14 protein-coding genes are annotated in these 22,547 nt (G+C 64.3%); 5 read left to right on the forward strand and 9 right to left on the reverse strand.

The genetic code is table 11. From position 1 onward, the window contains the following. Window positions 1-18: 18 nt before the first annotated feature. From ACIPW4_RS20040 to ACIPW4_RS20050, 3 genes are all read right to left on the reverse strand, one after another. Window positions 19-2,430 (reverse strand): glucose/quinate/shikimate family membrane-bound PQQ-dependent dehydrogenase, encoded by a 2,412-nt coding sequence (locus tag ACIPW4_RS20040; protein WP_400660825.1) that lies wholly within the window; start codon window positions 2,428-2,430, stop codon window positions 19-21. Window positions 2,431-2,472: 42 nt separating this feature from the next. After that, window positions 2,473-3,819 (reverse strand): carbohydrate porin, encoded by a 1,347-nt coding sequence (locus ACIPW4_RS20045; RefSeq protein WP_400660827.1) that lies wholly within the window; start codon window positions 3,817-3,819, stop codon window positions 2,473-2,475. A gap of 296 nt (window positions 3,820-4,115) precedes the next feature. Further along, window positions 4,116-6,161, reverse strand: coding sequence for a TonB-dependent receptor (locus ACIPW4_RS20050; RefSeq protein WP_400660828.1), 2,046 nt, complete (start codon window positions 6,159-6,161; stop codon window positions 4,116-4,118). 165 nt (window positions 6,162-6,326) lie between these two features. Between ACIPW4_RS20050 and ACIPW4_RS20055 the strand changes: the two genes are divergently transcribed. Both ACIPW4_RS20055 and ACIPW4_RS20060 read left to right on the forward strand, forming a co-directional pair. After that, on the forward strand, window positions 6,327-6,548 hold the full coding sequence (locus tag ACIPW4_RS20055; RefSeq protein ID WP_023378991.1) for a VF530 family DNA-binding protein: 222 nt from the start codon (window positions 6,327-6,329) through the stop codon (window positions 6,546-6,548). A 1-nt stretch (window position 6,549) separates the two neighbouring features. Continuing rightward, on the forward strand, window positions 6,550-7,185 hold the full coding sequence (locus ACIPW4_RS20060) for a Pr6Pr family membrane protein (RefSeq protein ID WP_400660829.1): 636 nt from the start codon (window positions 6,550-6,552) through the stop codon (window positions 7,183-7,185). Between the two features lie 140 nt (window positions 7,186-7,325). On the opposite strand, the gene ACIPW4_RS20065 is transcribed toward ACIPW4_RS20060, so the two are convergent. The 3 genes from ACIPW4_RS20065 to ACIPW4_RS20075 form a co-directional block, all read right to left on the reverse strand. Then, window positions 7,326-8,084, reverse strand: coding sequence for a siderophore-interacting protein (locus ACIPW4_RS20065; protein WP_400660831.1), 759 nt, complete (start codon window positions 8,082-8,084; stop codon window positions 7,326-7,328). Beyond that, window positions 8,077-8,622, reverse strand: a complete 546-nt coding sequence (locus tag ACIPW4_RS20070) for a PadR family transcriptional regulator (RefSeq protein WP_400660832.1) — start codon at window positions 8,620-8,622, stop codon at window positions 8,077-8,079. The genes ACIPW4_RS20065 and ACIPW4_RS20070 overlap by 8 nt, the downstream gene beginning before the upstream one ends. Window positions 8,623-8,707: 85 nt before the next feature. Further along, entirely contained in the window at window positions 8,708-11,845 is a 3,138-nt protein-coding gene (locus ACIPW4_RS20075; RefSeq protein WP_400660833.1) for a transglycosylase domain-containing protein, read from the reverse strand. Between the two features lie 390 nt (window positions 11,846-12,235). Here ACIPW4_RS20075 and ACIPW4_RS20080 point away from each other — a divergent pair, with 390 nt between their 5' ends. Further along, complete coding sequence (locus tag ACIPW4_RS20080) at window positions 12,236-13,654, forward strand: amino acid permease (protein ID WP_400660835.1); 1,419 nt, start codon at window positions 12,236-12,238, stop codon at window positions 13,652-13,654. Between the two features lie 37 nt (window positions 13,655-13,691). Here the strand turns inward: ACIPW4_RS20080 and ACIPW4_RS20085 are convergent, their stop codons facing one another. Beyond that, window positions 13,692-15,311, reverse strand: a complete 1,620-nt coding sequence (locus tag ACIPW4_RS20085) for an FMN-binding glutamate synthase family protein (RefSeq protein WP_400660837.1) — start codon at window positions 15,309-15,311, stop codon at window positions 13,692-13,694. Window positions 15,312-15,488: 177 nt separating this feature from the next. Beyond that, window positions 15,489-19,784, reverse strand: a complete 4,296-nt coding sequence (locus tag ACIPW4_RS20090) for a DEAD/DEAH box helicase (protein ID WP_400660839.1) — start codon at window positions 19,782-19,784, stop codon at window positions 15,489-15,491. Between the two features lie 133 nt (window positions 19,785-19,917). On the opposite strand from ACIPW4_RS20090, the gene ACIPW4_RS20095 reads away from it, so the two are divergent. Further along, window positions 19,918-20,331 (forward strand): NUDIX domain-containing protein, encoded by a 414-nt coding sequence (locus tag ACIPW4_RS20095; protein ID WP_400660841.1) that lies wholly within the window; start codon window positions 19,918-19,920, stop codon window positions 20,329-20,331. On the opposite strand, the gene metR is transcribed toward ACIPW4_RS20095, so the two are convergent. Next, window positions 20,315-21,232, reverse strand: coding sequence for a transcriptional regulator MetR (gene metR, locus ACIPW4_RS20100; RefSeq protein ID WP_060512723.1), 918 nt, complete (start codon window positions 21,230-21,232; stop codon window positions 20,315-20,317). The genes ACIPW4_RS20095 and metR overlap by 17 nt on opposite strands. Window positions 21,233-21,429: 197 nt before the next feature. On the opposite strand from metR, the gene ACIPW4_RS20105 reads away from it, so the two are divergent. Continuing rightward, window positions 21,430-22,425 (forward strand): alpha/beta fold hydrolase, encoded by a 996-nt coding sequence (locus ACIPW4_RS20105; protein WP_400660842.1) that lies wholly within the window; start codon window positions 21,430-21,432, stop codon window positions 22,423-22,425. Window positions 22,426-22,547 lie beyond the last annotated feature (122 nt).

The raw sequence follows: 22,547 nt of genomic DNA on the forward strand, positions 1-22,547 counted from the left end.
CCTACAGAGCGGCGGTGATTATTCGGCCAGTTTGTAAGCGATGATGTAATCGCCCATTTTGGTACCCAGCGAGCCATGGCCGCCGGCGACGATCAGCACATACTGCTTGCCGTCCTTGCCGGTGTAGGTCATCGGCGTGGCCTGGCCACCCGCTGGCAGGCGGGCCTTCCACAGCTCCTTGCCGTTGTTCACGTCATAGGCGCGCAGGAACTGGTCGAGGGTGCCGCTGAGGAAACCGACGCCACCGGCGGTGACGATGGAACCGCCCATGCTTGGTACGCCCACCGGCATGCCGATCGGCACCGGGGTGCTGTCACGGGTGGTGCCGTTCTTGCGCTTCCACACCACCTTGTTGGTGAACAGGTCGATGGCGGCCACATAACCCCACGCAGGCGCCTGGCAGGGGATGCCGATCGGCGACATGAACGGGTGCATGGTCACTGCGTATGGCGCGCCGGTGTTCGGCTGCACGCCGCTGGTTTCGCTTTCGCGCTTGCTGTCGGCGGCCACTTGCTCACGCGGTACCATCTTCGACACGAAGGCCATGTAGTTGGGCGAGGTGAACAGCAGCTGGCGCACCGGATCGACCGATACGCCGCCCCAGTTGAACACGCCGACGTTGCCCGGATAGACCAGGCTGCCCTGTTCGGACGGCGGGGTGTATTGGCCTTCGTAGCGCAGCTCGCGGAACTGGATGCGGCACAGCATCTGGTCGAACGGCGTGGCGCCCCACATGGCCTGTTCGGTCAGCTCGGGGCCAAGCAGGTTGAGGTCGGAGCGGGCCTGGGTCGGTGCGGTGTGGTCACCCTTGACCGCGCCCTGCGGAACCGGGATCTCGCGGATCGGCACGATCGGCGTGCCGTCGCGGCGGTCGAGCACGTACAGGCTGCCCTGCTTGGTCGGCACGATGATCGCCGGCTTTACGCCGTCCTTGCTCTTGAGGTGCACCAGGGTCGGCTGGCTGCCGACGTCCATGTCCCACAGGTCGTGGTGGGTGAACTGGTAGTTCCAGCGGGCCTTGCCGGTGGCAAGGTCGAGGGCGACCACGCCAGCGCTGTATTTCTCGGCCCCCGGGGTGCGGTCTGCACCCCACTGGTCGGGCGTCTGGTTGCCCAGCGGCAGGTAGACCATCCCCAGGTCTTCGTCGACGCTGGCCAGCGACCACATGTTGGCCGAGTTGCGGCTGTACATCTTGCCAGGGGCCAGTGGCTTGGTGTCGTCCGGGTTGTTGCTGTCCCAGTTCCATACCAGACGGCCGTCGTGCACGTCGTAGGCGCGGATCACGCCGGACGGTTCGTTGGTCGACTCGTTGTCGGTGACATGGCCGCCGATGATCACCAGGCTGCGGGTGATCGCTACCGGCGAGGTGGAGTAGTAGCCGCCAGCAGTGAACGGGCCGATGCCAGTGGTCAGGTCGATCGCGCCCTGGTTGGCGAAGCCTTCGCAGACCTTGCCGTTGTCGGCGTTGATGGCGATCAGGCGAGCGTCGGCGGTCGGCAGGTAGAGGCGCCGTGGACAGGCCTGGGCCACCACCTGGCCGGCATCGGACACCTTCGGCGCGGGGCTACCGTCGCGGCTGACGTAGCTGTTCTCGTCATAGTACGAAACGCCGCGGCAGGTCATGTGGGCAAAACCCTTGAAAGTGCCGACCGGGGTCTTGATCTGTGGGTCGTAGCGCCAGATCTCGGCACCGGTGTCCGGGTCCAGGGCCAGCACCCTGCTGTGGGCGGTGCAGGCATAGAGCATGCCGTTGGCCTTCAACGGGGTGTTTTCGTTGGTCAGCTCCACCGGGTCGTTATCGGTCGGCAGGTCGCCGGTCTGGATACGCCAGGCTTCTTCCAGGCGGTAGGCGTTCTGCGGGGTGATCTGGCGCAGCGGCGAATAGCGGTCGCCGTGCTCGGTGCGGCCGTAGGCCTGCCAGTCGCCATCGGGCATGGCCGGTGCGGCGCTGCCCATTTCGCTGTTGTCGCGGCCGAGTTCGCCGAACACTTCACCCGGGTGGGTGAACTGGCTACCCAAGGCGCAGGCGCCTGAAGCCAGCACGGCGATGCCCAGCAGCGCGGTGTTGGCCCTGGCGGCCGGGCCGGTCAGCGGGCGGCGGGTCCACGGCAGCAGCAGCACTACGCCGATGGCGAACCAGATGGCCAGGCGTGGCACCAACTGCCACCAGTCCAGGCCCACTTCGAGCATGGCCCACACGGTGCTGCCCAGCAACACCAGGCCATACAGGCCCAAAGCGATACGACGACGGGCCAGCAGCAGGGCGCCCGACAGGGCAAAGCCGAAACCGGCAATCAGGTAGTACAGCGATCCGCCCAGCTGGCTCAGCTTGATGCCGCCGGCCAGCAGGGCCAGGCCCATCAGCAACAGCAGCACGCCCATCAGGCGCGGTAGCCAGCGGGTTCCTTGGTTGGCACCGTCAGTGCTCATCGTAGGTTCTCCCTTATGTGAAGGTGGTCAGTGTGAAAATGGTCAGAACGTGCTTTGAATCTTCAGGCCGCCGATCAGCGCGCTGTCGACCTGCGACACCCCGCCCGGATGGCGGATGTACTGCAGGTTCGGGCGCACCGTGAGCCAGTCGGCCAGGTGAATACCGTAATAGAGTTCGGCGCTGTACTCGGTGTCTTGCACCGGCAGGTAGCCAGGGTTGTCGTAGTCGTCGAGGCCGGCCACCTGATTGGCCAGGCGGGCGTTCTTGCGGTAGGCCGGGTTGGCATGCACGCGGGCGACGGCGAAGCCGATGTCGTCCTTGGCGCGGGCGTCGAAGGGGCCTTTGTAAACCAGTCCTGCCTGAACATAGTTGTCGATGACATTGGTCTTCTTGTCGTGCAGCGTGGCGTTGGCAAACAGGCTCAGGCCCCGGGATTGGTCGGAGTCCAACGAAGTGACCTGCTGCTGGGCGCCGAGCCACATGCCGTGCTTGCTCGAACTGCTGCGGTAGGCGGCGCCACTGAGGGCGGCCGGCTGGCCGTTGCTGTCCTTGAGAACATCCTGTGCCTTGGCATTACTGTAGTAGTAGCCGGCGCGATATTCCCCTTTCAGGCCATTGAGGCGTGGGCTCCATACCAGTTCGACCGGCATCACCGCGCCTTGGGTGCCGCTGCCGCTCAACTTGAAGCCGTTGCCCGATTCGAGGTTGGACGGGTTCTGCTCATACACGCCAACCTGGGCGTAGAGCTCGGGGTTCAGGTTGTAGCGCACGCGCAAGGCCCACTGGCTGACAGGCCAGTTGTACCAGATACCGCCGACCCAGTTGCCCACCTGCGAGCCGCAGAAGGCCAGGTTCTGGAAGTCGCAGGGAAAGCTGTTGAAATCCTCGCCTTCGCCGAAGCGGCCGGCTTTTACGTCCAGGGCGCCGTCGAAGTATTTCTGCTTGATCCACATCTGGGTCAGCCGCCAGGTTTCGCCACGGCCCCAGACTTCCTGGGCCGAGGTGAAGCCGCCGACCCGCGGGTCGTTGATGCGGTCGTTGCTGATGTTGTCGCCATGGCGTTCGGTGACGGTCAGCTGGAACTCGGTGTCGTTCCAGCCGAGAATCTTCTCCAGGTCCAGATGGCTGCCGAAGGTGAACTGGTCGCTGTAACGTGCAGTGCGGTCGTGGTCGTAACCGCCGCGCAGGTTGCTGCCCATCTCGCCGGTGTACCCGAGGGTGAAGTCGTAGCCTTTTTCCAACAGCTCGGTACGGGTGCCACCCCAGTCACCGAACATCCATGGGGAGTCCTTGGTGAAGGGTTCGCTGGCGTTGGCCGTGTTCGGCAGGCTGGCGGTGAGGGCAATGAGGGCAAAGCCGGTGTAGCGGGTCTTGAGCAGTTGGAACATGAGATAGCGCTATCTTTTGATTGTTGAGCAAACGGCAAGCGCACCGAGGAGCGGGCTCTTCGATGGAGATGGCAAATAGGAATGTTGGATGAAGCGATTCAGCTTGCGGCGAGGAGGATATAGGGGATGTTGTAAGAAAAAAAGACAAATTGTCGCAGTTGATTGTTGCTCGATTGGTAACAGTCTTGAGAATGCCGGGAGCGCTTTGCGCTCCTTTCGCGACACAAGGCCGCTCCCGCAGGTACGGCGCTGCCGGTAATGGTGGTGCCGTACCTGTGGGAGCAGCCCCGGCGATTTCAGAAGGAAGTACGCAGTCCAAACTCGACACTACGCCCCGGTGCTGGCGCGATATCGCGCAAGATCGAGCTGGCATAGCGCACAGTCTGGTCGGTCAGGTTCTCGCCGCGCACGAAGGCCAGCCACTGGCTGTGGCCGATGTCGAAGCGGTAGCCGACGCTGGCCCCGAGCGTGGTGTAGCCGTCGGTGCTGGTCTCGTCCTCAGGCTTGCGGTGCTGAGAGGCGGCGTGTTGCACATCGACCCGCGCCTGCCAGCGGTCCAGCTCCCACACCAGGCCACTGTTCAGGCGCAGTGGTGCAATGCGCGGCAACGGCTCGCCGCTGTCGAGATTCTTGGCCCGGGTGTAGTCGCCGGACAGCTCCAGCGCGAAGCTGCCATAGCGGTTCTCCGCCAGCTTCCAGCGGTCCTGCGCCTCGATGCCATAGAAGCGCGCACGCACGCCCTGGTACTGGTACTCGGGGAAGCCACCCTCGTCATGATCGTGGTCGTGATCTTCCTCGTCATGGTCGTGATCATGGCCTTCACGCAGGTTGCCCGTGCCGATCAGGCCGATGTAGTTGCGAAAGTGGCTGTAGAACAGCCCGACACTGCCTTTGTGGGTGCCATTGTCGAAGCGCAGGGCCAGGTCGGCGGAAATGGCCTTTTCCATGTTCAGGCTGGCATCACCGACTTCGTATGCCCCGGTGGCCACGTGGGCGCCATTGGCGTACAGCTCATAGAAGGTCGGGGCCCGTTCGGTGTAGCCGAGGTTGGTCGCCAGCGACCAGATCGGGTCGAGCTGGTAAACCGCGCCTGAAGACAGGCTGAAGGCATTGAAGCTGCTGGCGCTGTCGGCGCCTGCGAAGTTTTCGTTGCCCTTGGCGTCGGGGTCGACGCGAGTGTGTTCCAGGCGTGCGCCGAGGCTCAGGTTCAGTCGCTCGGTAGCCTGCCATTGTTCGAGCATGAATAGCGCCAGGCTGTCGGTGTCGGTCTGCGGGACGAAGGCTTCCTCGCCCAGTGCCGAGAATTCGTTGCGGCTGACCTGTGCACCGATCACGCCTTCAAGCGGGCCGAGCGGCTGATGGCGGGCTTCGATGCGGGCTTCGTAGCCCTTGTTCTTGAAGGTGGTATGCACTTCGCCTTCTTCGATTTCGCTGTGTTCGTAGTCGGTATAGCCCGCATCGACCTTGACCGAGCTGAACGGGCCGTCGAGGTCGCGCACTTCGGAGGCGAAAGCGTAGTGGTCCTGCTTCATGTCCAGGCGCACGCCGGGTTCGGCTACCGAACCGTAGTTGCTGTCGTAGCGGCTGTAGGACAGGCCGGCATAGCCATGTTCCCAGTTGTAGGAACCGCCGATCGCACCACCGTCCTGGCGGCCGTCGCTGTTTTCCAGGCGGTGGCGACTGCCTGGCGCGTCGGCGTCACGCACTTTGCCGCTTTGCGCGTACCCGGGAATGCGCAGGTCGTTGAACTGGCGGCTGTTGGCGTCCAGGTGCAGGGCGAAGGTGCCGTCGCCGGCTTCAAGCTTGCCGGCACTGCTGCGGGTGGTGTCGGCGCCGCCGTAGCGCAATTCGCCGGCACCATGGATGCCCTCGATCGGCGAGTCCGGAATGCGGTTGTCGAAGGTATTGACCACGCCACCGATGGCATTGCCGCCGTAGAGCAGGGCGGCGGGGCCGCGGACGATTTCCACGCGTTCGACCGTGACCGGGTCCAGCGGTACCGCGTGGTCGTAGGACAGCGACGAGGCATCCAGGGCACCCACGCCATTGCGCAGGATACGAATGCGGTCGCCATCCAGGCCACGAATCACCGGGCGGCTGGCGCCAGGGCCGAACCAGGTGGAGGCCACGCCGGGTTGCTTGTTCAGGGTTTCACCGAGGCTGCCGTGCTGTTGTTGCAGCAGGTCGTCACCTTCGAGCACGGTGCTGGGCGCCGCCAGTTGACGGTTGCCCAACGGGTTGGCGGTGATGACTTGAGGTTCCAGTTCCACGGCTTGACTGGGTGAGGAGGCGAGCCACAGGGCGACAGCGAGGGGGGAGAGGCGCAGCGGAATGTGCAGCATGGGGATGAGGCGTTCCTTGGCAGATGCTTTTGTGTTGTTACAATATAACATCACTATTTCAGCACAGAGGATTTACCTCTGGCCAGCGCTTTTTCTGCAGGCAACACGGATCCCACCTGCCACTACACTCGTGTAAGGTGCGCATCTTTCCTACGGAGCACTGGCATGAGCACGGCCCAACACAACGCGTTGCACGGCAAGACCCTCGAACAGATCCTCACCGAACTGGTGGCGCACTACCAATGGCAGGGCCTGGCCGAACGCGTTGATGTGCGCTGCTTCAAGAGCAACCCGAGCATCAAGTCGAGCCTGACCTTCCTGCGCAAGACCCCTTGGGCGCGGGAAAAGGTCGAGCAGTTGTATGTGAAGCTGCAGCGCCAGGCCTGACATGCCACGGCGCCCCTGGCTGACGTCGATGGCGTTGCTTGGCTGGTTCGGCCTCACGGTGCAGGTCTATCTGGTGCTGCTGGCGCGCTGGCAGGAGCAGGCCAGCCTGATTGGCGGGCTGATCAATGTGTTCGGTTATTTCACCGTGCTGACCAACACCCTGGTGGCCACGGTGCTCAGTTACGCAGCTTTCGGCCGGGAGTCGGCGGCCAGGCGCTGGTTTCTGTCCCCATCGGTGAGTTCTGCAGTCGCGGCCAGCATCGTCCTGGTGGCGTCGGCTTACAGTTTGCTGTTACGGCACCTGTGGCAGCCCGAAGGCTGGCAGTGGTTGGCGGATGAGCTGCTGCACGATGTGATGCCGCTTCTGTTCGCCTTGTACTGGTGGTTCGAGGTGCCCAAGGGCAGCCTGCGGCTTTGGCACCTGATGGTGTGGGCGCTGTACCCGGCGGTGTATTTCGCCTATGCGCTGTGGCGGGGGAGTGAGATCGGGGCGTATGCCTACCCGTTCATCGATGTGGCGACCCTGGGGTATGGGCAGGTGATGCTCAATGCGCTGGGGGTGCTGGCGGGGTTCTGGGCGATTGGCCTGGTGATGCTGGGGCTGGATCGGTGGCAGGGATCGCGCGGGGTTGCTTGATTTGTAGGAGCGGCCTTGTGTCGCGAAAGGGCTGCGAAGCAGCCCCGGGATTTCAGCGACGCCACACATATTGCTGGGGCTGCTTCGCAGCCCTTTCGCGACACAAGGCCGCTCCTACAGGGGAGCGCGGTCGGGAGGGTTCACTCGTCGTCTGCAGATCCATCGGCACGCCAATATGCGGCGGCCTTGAGGGCATCTTCCGCCACGCCTTTCTCCAGCAACAGCGCCTTGGCCTGGCGGGTCAGCGATTTTTCCAGCGCAACCCAGCTGTACAACTTGCCTTCGGGCAGCGTCATCCCCTGCAGCAACGCCAGCAAGTCTTCATCGCGCCTGAGCCAGATCACATCGACTTCAGCCTTGCTCGGCAATGCCTGGCGCTCGTGCTCATCCTCGATCTGGATCACCGCCAGCACCCGGCGCCCCGCCGGCAATTCTTCCAGTCGCCGGCCAATTGCCGGAATCGCCGTCTCGTCGCCTACCAGCAGGTAGCTGTCAAAAATATCCGGCACCACCATCGAAGCGCGTGGCCCGGCGATGTTCAGGGTCTGCCCCGGCGCCGCCTGGGCCGCCCAGGTCGAGGCAGGGCCGTCGCCGTGCAGCACGAAGTCGATGTCCAGCTCATGGGCCACCAGGTCGATACGCCGTGGAGTGTACTCGCGCATGGTCGGCCGGGCGCCGCCGTCACGGCCCAGGTTGCGGTTGTCGATGGCCTGCTGCTGATCGGCATTCTCAGCGAACAGCAGCTTGATGTGGTCGTCACTGCCCAGGCTGGTGAAACCCTGCAGCTCGTCGCCGCCAAGGGTGATGCGGCGCATGCGCGGGGTGAGGTCGGTGACCCGCAGCACCTGCAGGCGGCGCTGGCGGATCTCGTGGTTGACGCGGTGAATGGTGTCACTCATGGGGGTTCTCCCTGACTGGATCGGCCGGCCCGGAGGCAATGGCCTTGGCAGTGTCGTTGAGCAGGTTGCGCACCCGTTCGATTTCTTCCGGGGCCCAGCGGCCACTGTGCATGTGCAGGGCGTGGCGCAGGTTGCCGACGGCTTCGTGGATTTCTGGCGGGCGGTCGTGGCCGCGCAGGGCGCGCTTGCTGACTTCGATGCGCATGCGAACGCCGTCAAGCGCCACGGCCTGATCGGCCAGTGCGTTGCGGCCGGCAGCGGTGATGGCGTACAGGCGTTTGCTGCCGTGCACCTGGCCGCTGATCAATTCGGCTTCTTCGAGGAAGTTGAGGGTGGGGTAGATCACCCCGGGGCTGGGTGTATAGCTGCCGTCGAACAGGTTCTCGATCTGGCGGATCAGGTCATAGCCGTGGCCGGGTTGTTCGGCCAGCATCGAGAGCATCAGCAGTTTGAGGTCGCCCGGGGCGAAAACTCGCGGGCCACGCTCGCCCCGGGCGGGGCGGCGGTCGAAAGGGTCATGTGCGGAGTGGTCGCGCATCTGGGGCTTCCTGTTTTTCGATATATCGAAAGATATTACTTAAGATATATCTAAACACAAGCCTGCAAATGCCGATGATTATCATCTACGTTTTAGATGAGTCGTTGCCATGCATGGCAACCTGTGGCGGTTTGCACGCGTTCGGGTTGCCCGGCTGCAAGTACGGCATAAGGATCGGCGCCATGCCCTTGAGAACCTGCACCGGCAACGCCGAGGTGAACTTGAAGGCCTCCGCCGAGCGCCCCGGGACAAAGGCGGTCAAGGTGCCGAAGTGGTTGTCGCCGAGATAGAACACGAAGGTGGCTGTGCGGTTCAGCGAGCGCGAGCCGATCAGGCGGCCGCCTGCGCCGAAGCTTTCGATACGGTTGTCGCCGGTACCGGTCTTGCCGCCCATCACCAGTGGCGTGCCGTCATTGAGCTTGAAGCTGCCGGAGATGCGCCGTGCGGTACCGGCATCGACCACCTGCGACATCGCGCCCTTCAGCGCTCGCGCCACTTCCACCGGCAGAATCCGCACGCCACGGTCCGGGTCGCTGATCAGCTTGGTCTCGTACGGGGTATTGGCGGCGAAGTGCAGGGTGTCGATACGCAGCGTCGGCAGGCGCACGCCGTCGTTCTGGATGATGCCGACCAGTTCCGACAAAGCCGCCGGGCGGTCGCCGGAGCTGCCGATGGCGGTGGCCAGTGATGGCACCAGGTGGTCGAACGGGTAGCCCACGCGTTTCCAGCGTTGATGGATATCGAGGAACGCCTCGATCTCGACCATGGTGCGGATACGACTGTCACGCGCCCCCTGGTGGCGACTCTTGAACAGCCAGCTGTAGACTTCCTGGCGCTCGAAGCGGCTGGCATTGACCATTTCGGTCAGCGTCGAACTGGGGTTCTTCAACAGGTAGCCCAGCAGCCACAGGTCCAACGGGTGGACCTTGGCAATGTAGCCCTGGTCAGGCAGGTCGTACTTGCCGGGGCCGTAGGCTTCGTACATTTCCGCCAGCTTGCCGTCGGTGAGTTTGCCCAGGGCGATCTTGTCATCCTTGCTGTGGGCACGGACGAAGGCATTGAAGGTTTCCTGCCCGGCTTCCGGGAACAGGTAGCGGTGCACTGCTGCCAGGCGCTGCGGTGTGGCGCGCATGCTGTCGAGGAAGGTGTCCAGGCGCTGCTGAGAGGTCTTGCGCTGGTACTTCTTCCAGAAGCGCATCAGGTAGCTGGTGCCTTCCTTGTCGGCGAAGCGCGCCAGGTACTCCTGCCGGCGCGGGTCGGAATCGTCCTTGAGCAGCGGCACGCGATTGAACGGCTGCTGGTAGGTGACGTACCGCACCAGGTCGCGCATGAGGCGGATGAACGGCAGGTTGATCGATTCGCGCAGGGCATCCTTGAGCGTCGGGTTGCGGTTGTTGTCTTCCTTGCGGAAGTTGTTGAATACGTGCATGCCGCCGCCGGTGAAGAAGGCTTCGCCCGTGTTGGCGGAGTACTTGCGCTCCAGCGCCGCATCGAGCATTGCGTCCATGCTCTGGTTCTTGCTGTTCTGCGCCAGCCATTCCAGCGACCACTGGGTGATGCGGTCGAGTTCGGCGACTTCCACCTTCTTCAGCTCGGCGGCCGGCTTGCCGGCGTACTTGTCGTGCAGTTCGGCGATGATCTCCAGGTACGTCGTGAGCACCCGCAGCTTGGCGGTCGAGCCCAGCTCCAGTTTGCTACCTTCGTTGATGTCGAAAGGCTGGTTGGTGCTGTCGGTCTGCACGCGCACCCGCGAGCCATCGGCGGTGCGCTCGAACAGAGTGAAGCTGTAGCTCACCTGGTCGGTGGTCTTGGAGGTGAGCAGGCGTTCGCCGATAAGGCCCATCTGCGCAGCGAATTCAGGGTCGGCAAGGTTTTTCAGGTACTGGCTGACCTGCAACTGCAGGTCGGCCTGCAGGGTACTGGTAGCCGACACGTCGAGGCGGTCAAGGTCGTACAGCGGGCGGTTGAGCATGGCCGCCAGGCGGTTGCGTGCCAGGCTGATGCCCTTGTTGGTGATGATCGGCACGATGGTCGGCTGGGCGACCCAGTCGCGGTAGATCGCCTTGCTGGCCAGCGCAGCCTCGGCCAGCGGCGGCTCGATGATGTTGTTCGCAGCCAGTACGCGGATGTGCGAGTCGGTGAGCTCGGCCAGTTCGACGCGGCCTTTGGACAGGTAATGTGAAGGGCGGCGCTGGGCGATCATCAGCGACAGCACCTGGCGCAGGGCCAGGCCGCGCGCGGCCATGCTCTGCGGGTCGGTGGCGGTGGAGGTCAGCGCCTGGTTGACCTGATCGAAATCGGCGCCGTACCACACCCGCAGGCCTTCGGCCATGCCATGCACCTCGCCATGCCCAGGCACGGCCGACAGCGGCACGCTGTTGAGGTAGTCGCGCACGATCCGGTGGCGTGCTTCGCTGGTGTCGGGCCCGCCCTGGTAAGCGCGCACGCTGGCCGAGATCATCTGGCGGATCTTCTCGGCGCCACTGACGGTCAGGCCATCCGGCGAATGGCGATACTTCTCCAGCTGGGTGGCGAGGGTACTGCCCCCCGCCGACTGGCCCGGCAGGGCCAGGTACTTGGCCACCTGGCTGTAGGCGGCCTTGGCAAAGCGCGGCCAGTCGACGGCCGGGTTGTTCTTCACGTCCGTGGTGTCGAGCAGGTCGCGGTTTTCGATGAACAGCAGGCTGTTGACCATCACCGATGGGATAGAGGCGAAATCCGGGTACAGGTGTTGCGGGTAGTTGTACTGGTACAGCGTGTCGCCCCGGCAGTCGGTAATCGACAGGCCAGCCTGGATCTTCTCGATGTAGGGGGCGAACAGACCGTGATCCACGTAGCGCATCAAGGCCGGGGAGAACTGTACCTGTTCGCTGATCAGGTAGTCGCGCTTGAGCAGGCGTGGCAGGAACTCGCCCAGCCCGCTGTAGCCCAGGCGCTTGTCGAATGGCCCGTCACCCGGATAGACGATGGCGTCGCTCGGCCCTGGCTGCAGCGAATAGGTGAGGGTGGTGGCCAGTTTGCTGAACTCGCGCGACTGCAGGTTGGAGGTGCGGAACTCGTCGTAGGCGGCGTAACCGATGGCGACCAGTGCCACCAGCAGGATCAAGAAGATCAGCCGCCACCAAAGCCTGCGCTGGCGTGGGGACTGCGGTTGTGGCGTCTTGGCCGGAGGTGCTTCAGATGCTTCCGTTCTGGTTGGTTCCGATTGCCACAGTGCGCCCATAGTCTTCAATCCGGCCAAGTATTTTCGTCTTGCTTGTCTGAAGCTTAGACGTTGACAGGAACAGGTGAAAAATTTGTAGGAAGCCGAGAAATGTGATGTAGGGCTATGTGACTTTGGTGTGGGTTTATTCCTCCAGTGATGTTGTTAGGGTGGCAATGGAACAGGGGGCGGCGCTCGCTCTGCGGAAAATCTCGCTGAATTTCCCTGTTTATACAGCGAAAACCCCTGTAACGGACTTCCTATACTGCTCGGCCCTTCGCCCTGCCGGCTGCTCTAGCCCGGCACACGGGCCGGCCCACAAGGCCAGCCCGGCAAGCCAACGCCACGCCTATCGGCATGGTCGGTGCTGCACGGAGGTCAAATCCAATAACAAAATGAGGTTGTATTGCTATGCCAGTCGGCAACCATCCTGCCCCTGCCGAGCCCATCGAGGGCGGCCCGCTCAAGCGTGAGCTGGGTGAACGGCACATCCGTCTGATGGCGCTGGGCGCCTGTATCGGCGTGGGACTTTTCCTCGGTTCGGCCAAAGCCATCGAAATGGCCGGCCCCGCGATCATGCTTTCCTACATCATTGGTGGCCTGGCCATTCTGGTGATCATGCGTGCCCTCGGCGAGATGGCCGTGCACAACCCGGTCGCTGGCTCATTCAGCCGCTATGCCCAGGACTACCTTGGCCCGCTGGCGGGCTTCCTTACCGGCTGGAACTACTGGTTCCTGTGGCTGGTGACGTGCGTTGCGGAAATCACTGCGGTGGCCATCTACATGGGCATCTGGTTCCCCGACGTACCGCGCTGGATCTGGGCCTTGATGGCACTGGGCAGCATGGGCGCGGTCAACCTGATCGCGGTCAAGGCATTCGGTGAGTTCGAGTTCTGGTTCGCCCTGATCAAGATCGTCACCATCATCGCCATGGTCCTCGGTGGCATCGGTGTGATCGCGTTCGGTTTCGGCAACGATGGCGTGGCCTTGGGCATCTCCAACCTGTGGAGCAACGGCGGCTTCATGCCCAACGGTGTGACCGGTGTGCTGATGTCGCTGCAGATGGTGATGTTCGCCTACCTGGGCGTGGAAATGATCGGCCTGACCGCTGGTGAAGCACGCAACCCGCAGAAAACCATCCCCCAGGCCATCGGCTCGGTGTTCTGGCGCATCCTGCTGTTCTACGTCGGCGCACTGTTCGTGATCCTGTCGATCTACCCGTGGGACGGCATCGGCAGCCAGGGCAGCCCGTTCGTCATGACCTTCGAGCGGCTGGGCATCAAGACCGCTGCGGGTATCATCAACTTCGTGGTGATTACCGCTGCACTGTCGTCGTGCAACGGCGGCATCTTCAGCACCGGGCGCATGCTCTACAGCCTGGCGCAGAACGGCCAGGCCCCGGCCGCCTTTGCCCGCACCTCGAAGAGCGGCGTGCCGCGCAATGCACTGCTGCTGTCGATCGGTGCACTGCTGCTGGGCGTGCTGGCCAACTACCTGGTGCCGGAGAAGGTGTTCGTCTGGGTGACCTCGATCGCCACCTTCGGTGCAATCTGGACCTGGGTAATGATCCTGCTGGCGCAGATCAAGTTCCGCGCCGGCCTGTCGAGCGCCGAGCAGAAGGGGCTGAAATATCGTATGTGGCTGTGGCCGCTGAGTTCCTACCTGGCCCTGGCCTTCCTGGTGCTGGTGGTGGGCCTGATGGCGTACTTCGAGGATACCCGCGTGGCGCTGTACATCGGCCCGGCGTTCCTGGTGATGCTGACGGTGCTGTATCACGCGTTCCGCCTGGCGCCGAAAGACGTGCAGGGTGTGGTGAGTACTGCTTCCTGACCTGAGCCCGGGGCCGCTTCGCGGCCCCGGCGACCCATTAGGCCGCGAGCTCGCTGTGTGGCTCGAAGCTGTCCGCTCGCGCCATTTGCCACATGCGTGAGTAGAACTGGCCATTCACCTCGCCGGTCAGCAACTCCCCTGGCTTCAAGAACACGTGCATTTGCGAGAACAGCTTGATCTCGGTGGCCGACACGCGCCGCACCAGGTGCTTGGCCTCCAGCTGCGCCGGGTGGTCAAGGCCCGCCGCGGCCAGCATCTCGGCCAGTGCACGCAAGGTGTTGTGATGGAAGTTCAGCACCCGCTGGGCCTTGTCCGGCACCACCAGGGCACGCTGGCGCAGCGGGTCCTGGGTGGCCACGCCGGTCGGGCACTTGTTGGTGTGGCAGCTCTGCGACTGGATGCAGCCGATGGCGAACATGAAGCCGCGCGCCGAGTTGGCCCAGTCGGCGCCGATGGCCAGCACGCTGGCGATGTCGAAGGCGCTGACGATCTTGCCGCTGGCACCGAGCTTGATCTTGTCGCGCAGGTTCAGGCCGACCAGGGTGTTGTGCACGAACAGCAGGCCCTCACGCAGCGGCACGCCGATGTGGTCGGTGAACTCCACGGGCGCTGCACCGGTGCCGCCTTCCTTGCCGTCGACGACGATGAAGTCCGGCAGGATGCCGGTTTCCAGCATGGCCTTGGCGATGCCCATGAACTCCCACGGGTGGCCGAGGCAGAACTTGAAGCCCACCGGCTTGCCACCAGACAACTCACGCAGCTGGGCGATGAACTGCATCATCTCGATCGGTGTGGAGAAGGCGCTGTGGCGCGATGGCGAAATGCAGTCCTCGCCCATCAGCACGCCTCGCGTTTCGGCAATCTCCTGGGTCACCTTGTGCTTGGGCAGGATGCCGCCGTGGCCGGGCTTGGCACCCTGGCTCATCTTGATTTCGATCATCCGCACTTGCGGGGTGCGGGCCTGGGCGGCGAAGCGTTCAGGGTCGAAGCGGCCGTCGGCGGTGCGGCAGCCGAAGTAGCCGCTGCCCAGTTCCCAGACCAGGTCCCCACCGTTTTCGCGGTGATAGGGGCTGATGCTGCCTTCGCCGGTGTCGTGGTGGAAGTTGCCCAGTTTGGCGCCCTTGTTCAGCGCCCGGATGGCGTTGGCACTGAGCGAGCCGAAGCTCATGGCCGAGATATTGAAGATCGATGCCGAGTAGGGTTGGCTGCACTGCGGGCCGCCGACAATGACCCGGAAGCTCGCCGGGTCGGTCAGGGGGGCCGGGCGCATGGAGTGGCCGATGAACTCGAAGCCTGATTCGTAGACGTCGATCAGGGTGCCAAAGGGTTTGTCCGAGGCCTCGTTCTTCGCCCGGGCGTACACCAGCGAGCGCTGGGCGCGGGAGAAGGGCAGGGCATCGCTGTCGGCTTCCAGCAGGTATTGACGGATTTCGGGGCGAATGCCCTCGACCAGGTAGCGGATGTTGCCCAGGATCGGATAATTGCGGCGTACTGCGTGGCGTTGCTGCACCAGGTCGAATACGCCGATCAGGCTGAGTACCCCGGTCGTCAGGGTGAACGGCCACAACCATTCATGGTGGAGGAACGGCAGGCTCGCCAGGGTGAACAGTACACAGGCGGTGAAGAAGGCATAGCGGCTGAGAAGTGACAGGCTCATACGGGGTCCTTACGATGGCGCGGTCAGGCTCAGGGCCTGGGGCAAACCCCGACCATAGCCAAGTTGTGTGGCAGTGCAAATTAAAATCGGGGTAGCGAAAATCATTCTCGCCTTGGGTGTATGTCGATAAAGGTTCATGGCCTTTGAGATCGAGCGCCGCGCGGGCGGCGCTTGATCTCACAGGCGCTGAAACCCTGTCGGCGTACGCATCAATTTATCTTTCCAGCTCGCTTGCTCCTGCGCCGAGGCATCCAGCAGATAGCTATAACGCCCGGCCACGCGCACCGCCACGGGCACGCCATCGCGATACAGCACCCGGTTGCCACCCACAGCAGGCACTTTCGCCCCAGGCAGCAACGACCCGATCAGGTTCAGCGGGTCGCTCGCACTCACCACCACCAGCGCTTCATCCAGGGCTCGCCGCCGTACTTGCCTGAGCAAGCCGACCGCCTCCGGCAAGGCGAACTGTTCACCCGCCAACCCGGCAATGAAGCGCCCGCCACGAATCTCGCCACGTGCCTCCAGCCGGTGATAGCAGCGCAGTAGTTCGCGCCACGGTGGCAGCACATCACTCTCGCGCTCCAGCAGCCGCCAGCAGATCACCCCGTAACGTCGCAACAGGGCGCGGGCAATGTGCTCTGTACGTTGACTTTCGTCCACCGCGCCGCCGCCTCTGCGCAGCAACGCCCAGCGCCCGGCATGGGCCATGCTGCTCGACAGCGGCGGGTGGCCGCGCCGGCTGTTGCGCGAGCTGCGCTTGGCCGCCGGGGTAATCAGGCTGCGCAGCCCGGCGAAGCTGTCGGCGCCCACCAGGCCGGCACCGACCAGTTCCTGCAACGCCGTTTCCAGCTCGCTGGGCAGCAGGTGGGCATCGCTGGTCAGTTCGTCGAAGAACAACGCCCCGTGTGCCTGCAGCGCCTCCAGCACCCGTTGCGCCCGCCCGCCGAGCGCTTCAGGGGCGGCCTCGGGCGCGAGGCTTCGCCATTGGCCCATGTGCTCGCGTGGCAACAGCACCAGAGGTGTGCTCGACAAGGTACTGCTCGCCACCGTCGCTGCCAGGCGGCTCCAGGCAAACTGCCCGCTGCGGCAAGCATCATCCAGCCAGTGCGGGCTGTAGTCCTTGATGCGCGCAGGCAGCAGTTCCGCTTCCCAGGCGCCGGCTGCACTGGGGAATCCCTGCAACTGGCCCAGCACTTCGGCTACTGCCTGCGGGCCACGCAGACGCTCATCTGGGGCCAGGTGCTGCCAGTCGAACAGAAAACGCATGAAGTCCTGCAGGCTGACCGGCTCGATCTCCCGGCGCAGGCGTTTCACCGTGTAGCGATGGATGCGTGCCAGCAAGTGCCGCTCGCACCATTGCAGGTCGCCTGCGCCTGGGCTGAAGTGGCCACGCAATACGTAGCCTTCGGCTTCAAGACGGGCCAGCGCCTGTTCGACCTGCACGGCGGGCTTGCCCAGTGGCGCGGCGATCTGTGCCACGCTCAACGGGCCGTGGCCGCTCAGGCGGGCGCGTAGCAGTTCACTCAAGGCGCTGTCCGGGTCGATGGCCTGGTCGAAGCCGGGCAGCACGCCCAGCGCGGGCTCCAGGCGCGCTGCCGGATACAGCGTTTGCAGCAGGTTCAGGCGCTCGCGCGCCATCCAGAGTCTTTCATCGGCAAGGCGCGAGGCGCGCCCGGCCTTGGCGAGTTGGCGCAGCAGCAGGTCCCAGCTGGGGTTGGCCTGGACTTCGTCGAGGCTGACGGCGCCCAGGCTCATCAATGCCTCGTGCATTTCGTCCGCATTGCCCGGCTGTGGCCAGGCTTCGGCTTCAACGGCAGTAATTGCATCCGCATCCAGTGCGCCCAGGTCATCGCCGCTGTGCACGTCGTTCCAGCGCCGGTTGAGCACTGCCTGGGTTCGCCGCTCCTCCAGCGGCGCGTCGTCGAGGAAGGCGTACGGCCTGGCATTGAGAATGGCCGCAGCCAGCGGGGACGGCGCTGGCAGATCGCGGCACAACAAGCGCACCTGGCCGCTTTCCATGCGCCGTAGCAGGGCCAGCCAGCCTTCGCTGTCCATGGCTTCGTGCAGGCAGTCGTCGAGGGTTTGCTCGACCAGCGGGTGAGCGGGGATCTGCCGTTCGCCGGCGATGTTTTCCAGGCAGGCGATCTGGTCGGGAAACACCGCAGCAATCAGGTCTTCGCTCTTCATGCGCTGGATCTGCGGTGCCACCTTGCGCCCTCCGACGAAGCGCGGCAGGGCCATGGCCACGCCGGCGTTCCAGCGCCAGCGCACGCCGAACAGCGGTGCGTCGAGCAGGGCCTGGATGAGGATCTGCTCGGCGCTGCGGCTGTTCAGGTAGCGCCATACTTCATCCAGATCGAAGCTGTGGCTGGTCGACAGCGACAGCACGATGGCGTCCTCGCTGGCCGCAGCCTGCAATTCGAAATTGAAGGTGCGGCAGAAGCGCTTGCGCAAGGCCAGGCCCCAGGCGCGGTTGATGCGGCTACCGTAGGGTGAGTGGATGATCAGCTGAGTGCCGCCGGACTCGTCGAAGAAACGCTCCATCACCAGGGTTTGTTGCGAGGGCAGGGCTCCGAGCACCTCGCGGGTGCGGCCCAGGTAGTCGAGCAACTGAAGGGTAATGGCCTCGTCGAGTTCGAAGGTGTCTTGCAACCACTGCTGCACCGCCACGACCTCGCCGGCGTATTGCGCCAGCTGGTCATCCAGGCGGGCCTGCAGGCGGGCGACCGCGGCGGACAGTTCGTCACTGCGTCCTGGCGCTTCGCCGAGCCAGAACGGAATGGTCGGCGGCAGGCCCTGGGCATCCTCGACGCGCACCCGCCCGGGTTCGACCCGCAGGATGCGGTAGGACGCGTTGCCCAGCTGAAAGATGTCCCCGGCAATGCTTTCCACGGCAAAGTCTTCATTGACGCTGCCGATGCTCAACGCCTGGGGTTCGAGCAGCACGGCATAGTCGGCGGTCTCGGGGATGGTGCCGCCGCTGGTCAGCGCGGTCAGCTGGCTGCCCCGGCGCCCGCGCAAGGTGCCACTGACGGCGTCGCGGTGCAGGTAGGCGCTGCGGATGCCCAGGCGGCCGTTGTAGCCTTCGGCGAGCATGCGCAGCAGCGCCTGGTAATGCTCAGGGTCGAGGGCGGCATAGGGCGTGGCCTGGCGCAGGCAGTCGAACAGCGCCTGCTCCTGCCACGGTTGGTTGCTCGCCTCGGCGACGATCTGCTGAGCCAGCACGTCCAGCGGTGCCTTGGGGGTATGCAGTTCATCGAGTTCGCCGTGGCGCACGCAGTCGAGCAGGGCTACGCATTCGATCAGGTCATCGCGGGAGGTGGCAAACAGACGGCCCTTGGGAATGCCCTCGACCTGGTGCCCGGAGCGGCCGACCCGCTGCAGGAAGGCCGCGATCGAGCCGGGCGATTCGATCTGGCAGACCAGGTCGACATCGCCGATGTCGATGCCCAGCTCCAGCGAAGCGGTGGCCACCAGTACCTGTAACTGGCCGTTCTTCAAGCGTTGTTCGGCGTCCAGGCGCAGTTCCTTGGCCAGGCTGCCATGGTGTGCAGCCACTGCCTCCTTGCCCAGGCGGTCGCCGAGATGACGGGTAATGCGTTCAGCAAGGCGCCGGGTGTTGACGAAGACCAGCGTGGTGCGATGCGCCCGGGCCAACTCGGCAAGGCGGTCGTAGACCAGGCCCCAGACATCCGTGGCCATGACCGCGCCAAGCGGCACCGGTGGTACTTCGATGGCGAGGTCGCGCTGGCGCGCATGGCCGACGTCGACGATCGCGCAAGGGCGCTGATGGCCGACCAGGAATTGCGCCACGCGCTCCACTGGACGCTGGGTGGCGGACAGGCCGATGCGTCGTAGTGGACGCCCGCACAAGGCCTGCATACGTTCCAGGGTCAGCGCCAGATGGGCGCCGCGCTTATTGCCGGCCAGGGCGTGGATCTCGTCGACGATCACCGTGTGCACGCTGGCCAGGCCTTGGCGGCCGGAAGCCGAGCCCATCAGCACGTACAGCGACTCGGGTGTGGTCACCAGAACATGGGGGGCCAGCTTGCGCATCGCCGCACGCTCCTTCTGCGGGGTATCACCGGTGCGCACGGCAGTGGTGATGCGCGGTGCTTTCAAGCCTTGTTGTTCAAGGGCCTGACTGATGCCTTCGAGCGGGCTTTGCAGGTTCAGGCGGATATCGTTGGACAGCGCCTTGAGCGGCGACACGTAGACGACCTGAGTCTGCGCAGGCAGCTCGCCGTCATGTTCCAGGCCCTCGCGGAACAGTTCGTCGAGCACGGCGAGGAAGGCGCTCAAGGTCTTGCCTGAGCCGGTCGGCGCGGCGAGCAGCATCGACTGGCCGGCATGGATCAGTGGCCAGGCACGGGCCTGGGCGTCGGTGACCGTGGCGAAGTGGCGGCGAAACCAGGTGCCGACGGCCGGGTGAAACAACTCGAGCACCGGGTGCTGGTGGGCTGGCAGGTTCATGTACTGGTTATGGCGGGTGAACGGCGGCTTGGCAAGGGGCCGTTCGTCTGCGGGGCCCTCACAGAAGACACCAACCTTGTCAGGCCCACGACCTCATGGGATCCTCTGCGGCCAGTTTTCAGCGAGCCCAACCATGCCCAATATCATCCGCATCGCCGCTGCCCTGCTGATCAACCCGCAAGGCGCGACCCTGCTGGTACGCAAGCGCGGCACCCAGGTTTTCATGCAGCCGGGTGGCAAGATCGATGCGGGTGAGTCACCCGTTCAGGCGCTGGTGCGTGAACTGCAGGAAGAACTGGGGCTGCACATCGACCCGGAGCGGGCGGTGCACCTGGGCCAGTTCAGTGCGCCGGCTGCCAACGAGCCAGGCTTCGAGGTGCAGGCCGAACTGTTTCGCGTCGACAGTGCCGAGGCCGTAGCCCCGGCGGCGGAAATCGAAGAAGTGCTGTGGCTGGCCGCCGATCAGGCAGCAACGCTGGAGCTGGCGCCGCTGACCCGTGACCTGATCCTGCCGCTTTATTACCAGACCGTCAGCGCACTGCGCTGACTCCGTCGAGGGTGGCGAAGGAGGTGTCCTTGGCGGTCAGCAGGAAGTCACGCATGTAAGGCGCATCGAGCATGTCGGTGCGCACCGCCGCATACAGCGTGGCGAACAGGCCTTTCTCGCCCAGGCGCTTGCCCTTCACATAACCCCGCGAGCTGTATTCGTGCAGCGCCCAATGCGGCATGCCGCACACGCCACGGCCGCTGGCCACCAACTGCATCATCATCACCGTCAGCTCGGATGTGCGCACGGCAGCCGGCTCGATGTCGGCCGGCTCCAGGAAGCGGGTGAAGATATCCAGGCGGTCGCGCTCCACCGGGTAGGTGATCAGGGTCTGGTCGAGCAGGTCCTGCGGTACCATGTACGGCTTGCTGGCCAGCGGGTGCTGGTTGGCCACGGCAAGCATGGCTTCGTAGGTGAACAGTGGCACGTAGGTAATGCCGGCCAGGTCCAGCGGGTCGGAAGTCACCACCAGGTCCAGGTCGCCTCGGGCCAGCGCCGGCAGCGGGGCGAAGGCGAAGCCCGAGGCCAGGTCCAGCTCCACTTCTGGCCAGGCATCGCGGAACTGGTCGATGGTCGGCATCAGCCACTGGAAGCAGCTGTGGCACTCGATGGCCATGTGCAAGCGCCCGGCGGTGCCACCGGCCAGCCGCGCGATGTCGCGCTCGGCGCCGCGCAGCAGCGGCAGGGTGGCATCGGCCAGTTGCAGCAGGCGCAGGCCGGCGCTGGTGAAGCGGATCGGCTTGGTCTTGCGCACGAACAACGGCAGCCCCAATCGCTCTTCCAGCTCCTTGAACTGGTGCGACAGCGCCGACTGGGTCAGGTGCAGGCGTTCGGCGGCCTCGACCAGGCTGTCGGCCTCGCGCAGGGCATGAAGGGTTTTCAGGTGGCGGATCTCCAGCACGGCTGACTCCGAGAAAATAATTTGAGGAAACAAGGAATGAGTTGAGTTTCGCTCATGTTGCACCAGGCTGTCGACTGGACCTTGCGCCGCACCGTTCAGCAGGGTTCATCAAACTGTCACCGAACTGTGGCAGCGCGCCCGAATTAAATTCATCAGACTCGCGCTCTACTGGGGATCTGCATTCTGGTGTTTCTTTCATGCGGGCTTTTCTGCTGTTTTTCTTTCTCGTGTTCAGCGCTTCGGCAAGCTTCGCCGACACGCGCTGTGACGCCCATGTGCCGGTGCAACGTGCCGAAATCGGTGAGCTGAGCCTGGTCTATCAGAGCGTCGGCGCGTCTCGCGATCCAGCCTTGCTGCTGGTCATGGGCCTGGGCGGGCAATTGATCCACTGGCCGGACGACGTGGTCGAAGCGTTGTGCCGCCAGGGCTTTCGGGTCATTCGCTATGACAATCGCGATGTCGGCCTCTCGCGCTGGAACCAGCTGCCGCCGTCGGCCAACCTCACGGTCGAGCTGTTGCGCTACAAGCTGGGCCTGCCAGTGTCGTCACCTTATTCCCTGACTGACATGGCGGGCGATGGGCTGCACTTGATGGACGCATTGGGCATTCGCCAATTCCATGTGTTGGGTGTCAGCATGGGCGGAATGATCGCCCAGCACCTGGCAGCCATGGCGCCCGAGCGAGTGCGTAGCCTGACCTTGGTGATGTCCAGTTCGGGAGCGGCAGGGCTGCCGGCACCGGCCCCTGCGCTGGTGCAATTGCTGGCCCGGCGCAGCGCACCCAATCGCGAAGTGGCCATCGAGCAGCAGGCGGATCTGCTGGCGGCGTTGGGCAGCCCCGAGGTGCATGACGACCGTGCCGCGTTGTTACAGCAGGCCGCGGTGGCCTATGACCGGGCATTCAACCCTGAGGGCGCCAAGCGCCAGATCATGGCGATTCTGGCCGAACCGAGCCGTGTGCAGTTGCTGAATGAGTTGCGGGTACCGACGCTGGTGGTGCATGGCACCGCCGATCCGCTGTTGCCAGTGATGCACGGTGTGCACCTGGCAGCACATATCCAGGGGAGCCAGCTGCGGTTGATTCCGGGGTTGGCGCACCGCTTCCAGGAGCCGTTCAAGGCGCCGCTGCTTGGGGCTGTGCTGCCTTACCTGCAATCGCACCGGCAGGATGTCACCCATATCGCTGGGCTTTGAATCGGTGTGGTCTTCTTCGCGGGCAAGCCCGCTTGTATGGTAGGACTTGAAGGGAGGAGGAGGGACATAGCTCGCTTCTGACTGTTCGCAGCAGTACAGACCGTGGGAGAAATCACCCCTCC

The sequence above is a fragment of the Pseudomonas sp. NPDC089996 genome, from assembly GCF_044748405.1.
Classification (GTDB): domain Bacteria; phylum Pseudomonadota; class Gammaproteobacteria; order Pseudomonadales; family Pseudomonadaceae; genus Aquipseudomonas.

What these genes read in the sequence shown, in the direction of transcription:
- ACIPW4_RS20040 (WP_400660825.1), bottom strand. Translation starts at nt 2,430, where the DNA reads ATGAGCACTGACGGTGCCAACCAAGGAACCCGCTGGCTACCGCGCCTG.
- ACIPW4_RS20045 (WP_400660827.1), bottom strand. Translation starts at nt 3,819, where the DNA reads ATGTTCCAACTGCTCAAGACCCGCTACACCGGCTTTGCCCTCATTGCC.
- ACIPW4_RS20050 (WP_400660828.1), bottom strand. Translation starts at nt 6,161, where the DNA reads ATGCTGCACATTCCGCTGCGCCTCTCCCCCCTCGCTGTCGCCCTGTGG.
- ACIPW4_RS20055 (WP_023378991.1), top strand. Translation starts at nt 6,327, where the DNA reads ATGAGCACGGCCCAACACAACGCGTTGCACGGCAAGACCCTCGAACAG.
- ACIPW4_RS20060 (WP_400660829.1), top strand. Translation starts at nt 6,550, where the DNA reads ATGCCACGGCGCCCCTGGCTGACGTCGATGGCGTTGCTTGGCTGGTTC.
- ACIPW4_RS20065 (WP_400660831.1), bottom strand. Translation starts at nt 8,084, where the DNA reads ATGAGTGACACCATTCACCGCGTCAACCACGAGATCCGCCAGCGCCGC.
- ACIPW4_RS20070 (WP_400660832.1), bottom strand. Translation starts at nt 8,622, where the DNA reads ATGCGCGACCACTCCGCACATGACCCTTTCGACCGCCGCCCCGCCCGG.
- ACIPW4_RS20075 (WP_400660833.1), bottom strand. Translation starts at nt 11,845, where the DNA reads ATGGGCGCACTGTGGCAATCGGAACCAACCAGAACGGAAGCATCTGAA.
- ACIPW4_RS20080 (WP_400660835.1), top strand. Translation starts at nt 12,236, where the DNA reads ATGCCAGTCGGCAACCATCCTGCCCCTGCCGAGCCCATCGAGGGCGGC.
- ACIPW4_RS20085 (WP_400660837.1), bottom strand. Translation starts at nt 15,311, where the DNA reads ATGAGCCTGTCACTTCTCAGCCGCTATGCCTTCTTCACCGCCTGTGTA.
- ACIPW4_RS20090 (WP_400660839.1), bottom strand. Translation starts at nt 19,784, where the DNA reads ATGAACCTGCCAGCCCACCAGCACCCGGTGCTCGAGTTGTTTCACCCG.
- ACIPW4_RS20095 (WP_400660841.1), top strand. Translation starts at nt 19,918, where the DNA reads ATGCCCAATATCATCCGCATCGCCGCTGCCCTGCTGATCAACCCGCAA.
- ACIPW4_RS20105 (WP_400660842.1), top strand. Translation starts at nt 21,430, where the DNA reads ATGCGGGCTTTTCTGCTGTTTTTCTTTCTCGTGTTCAGCGCTTCGGCA.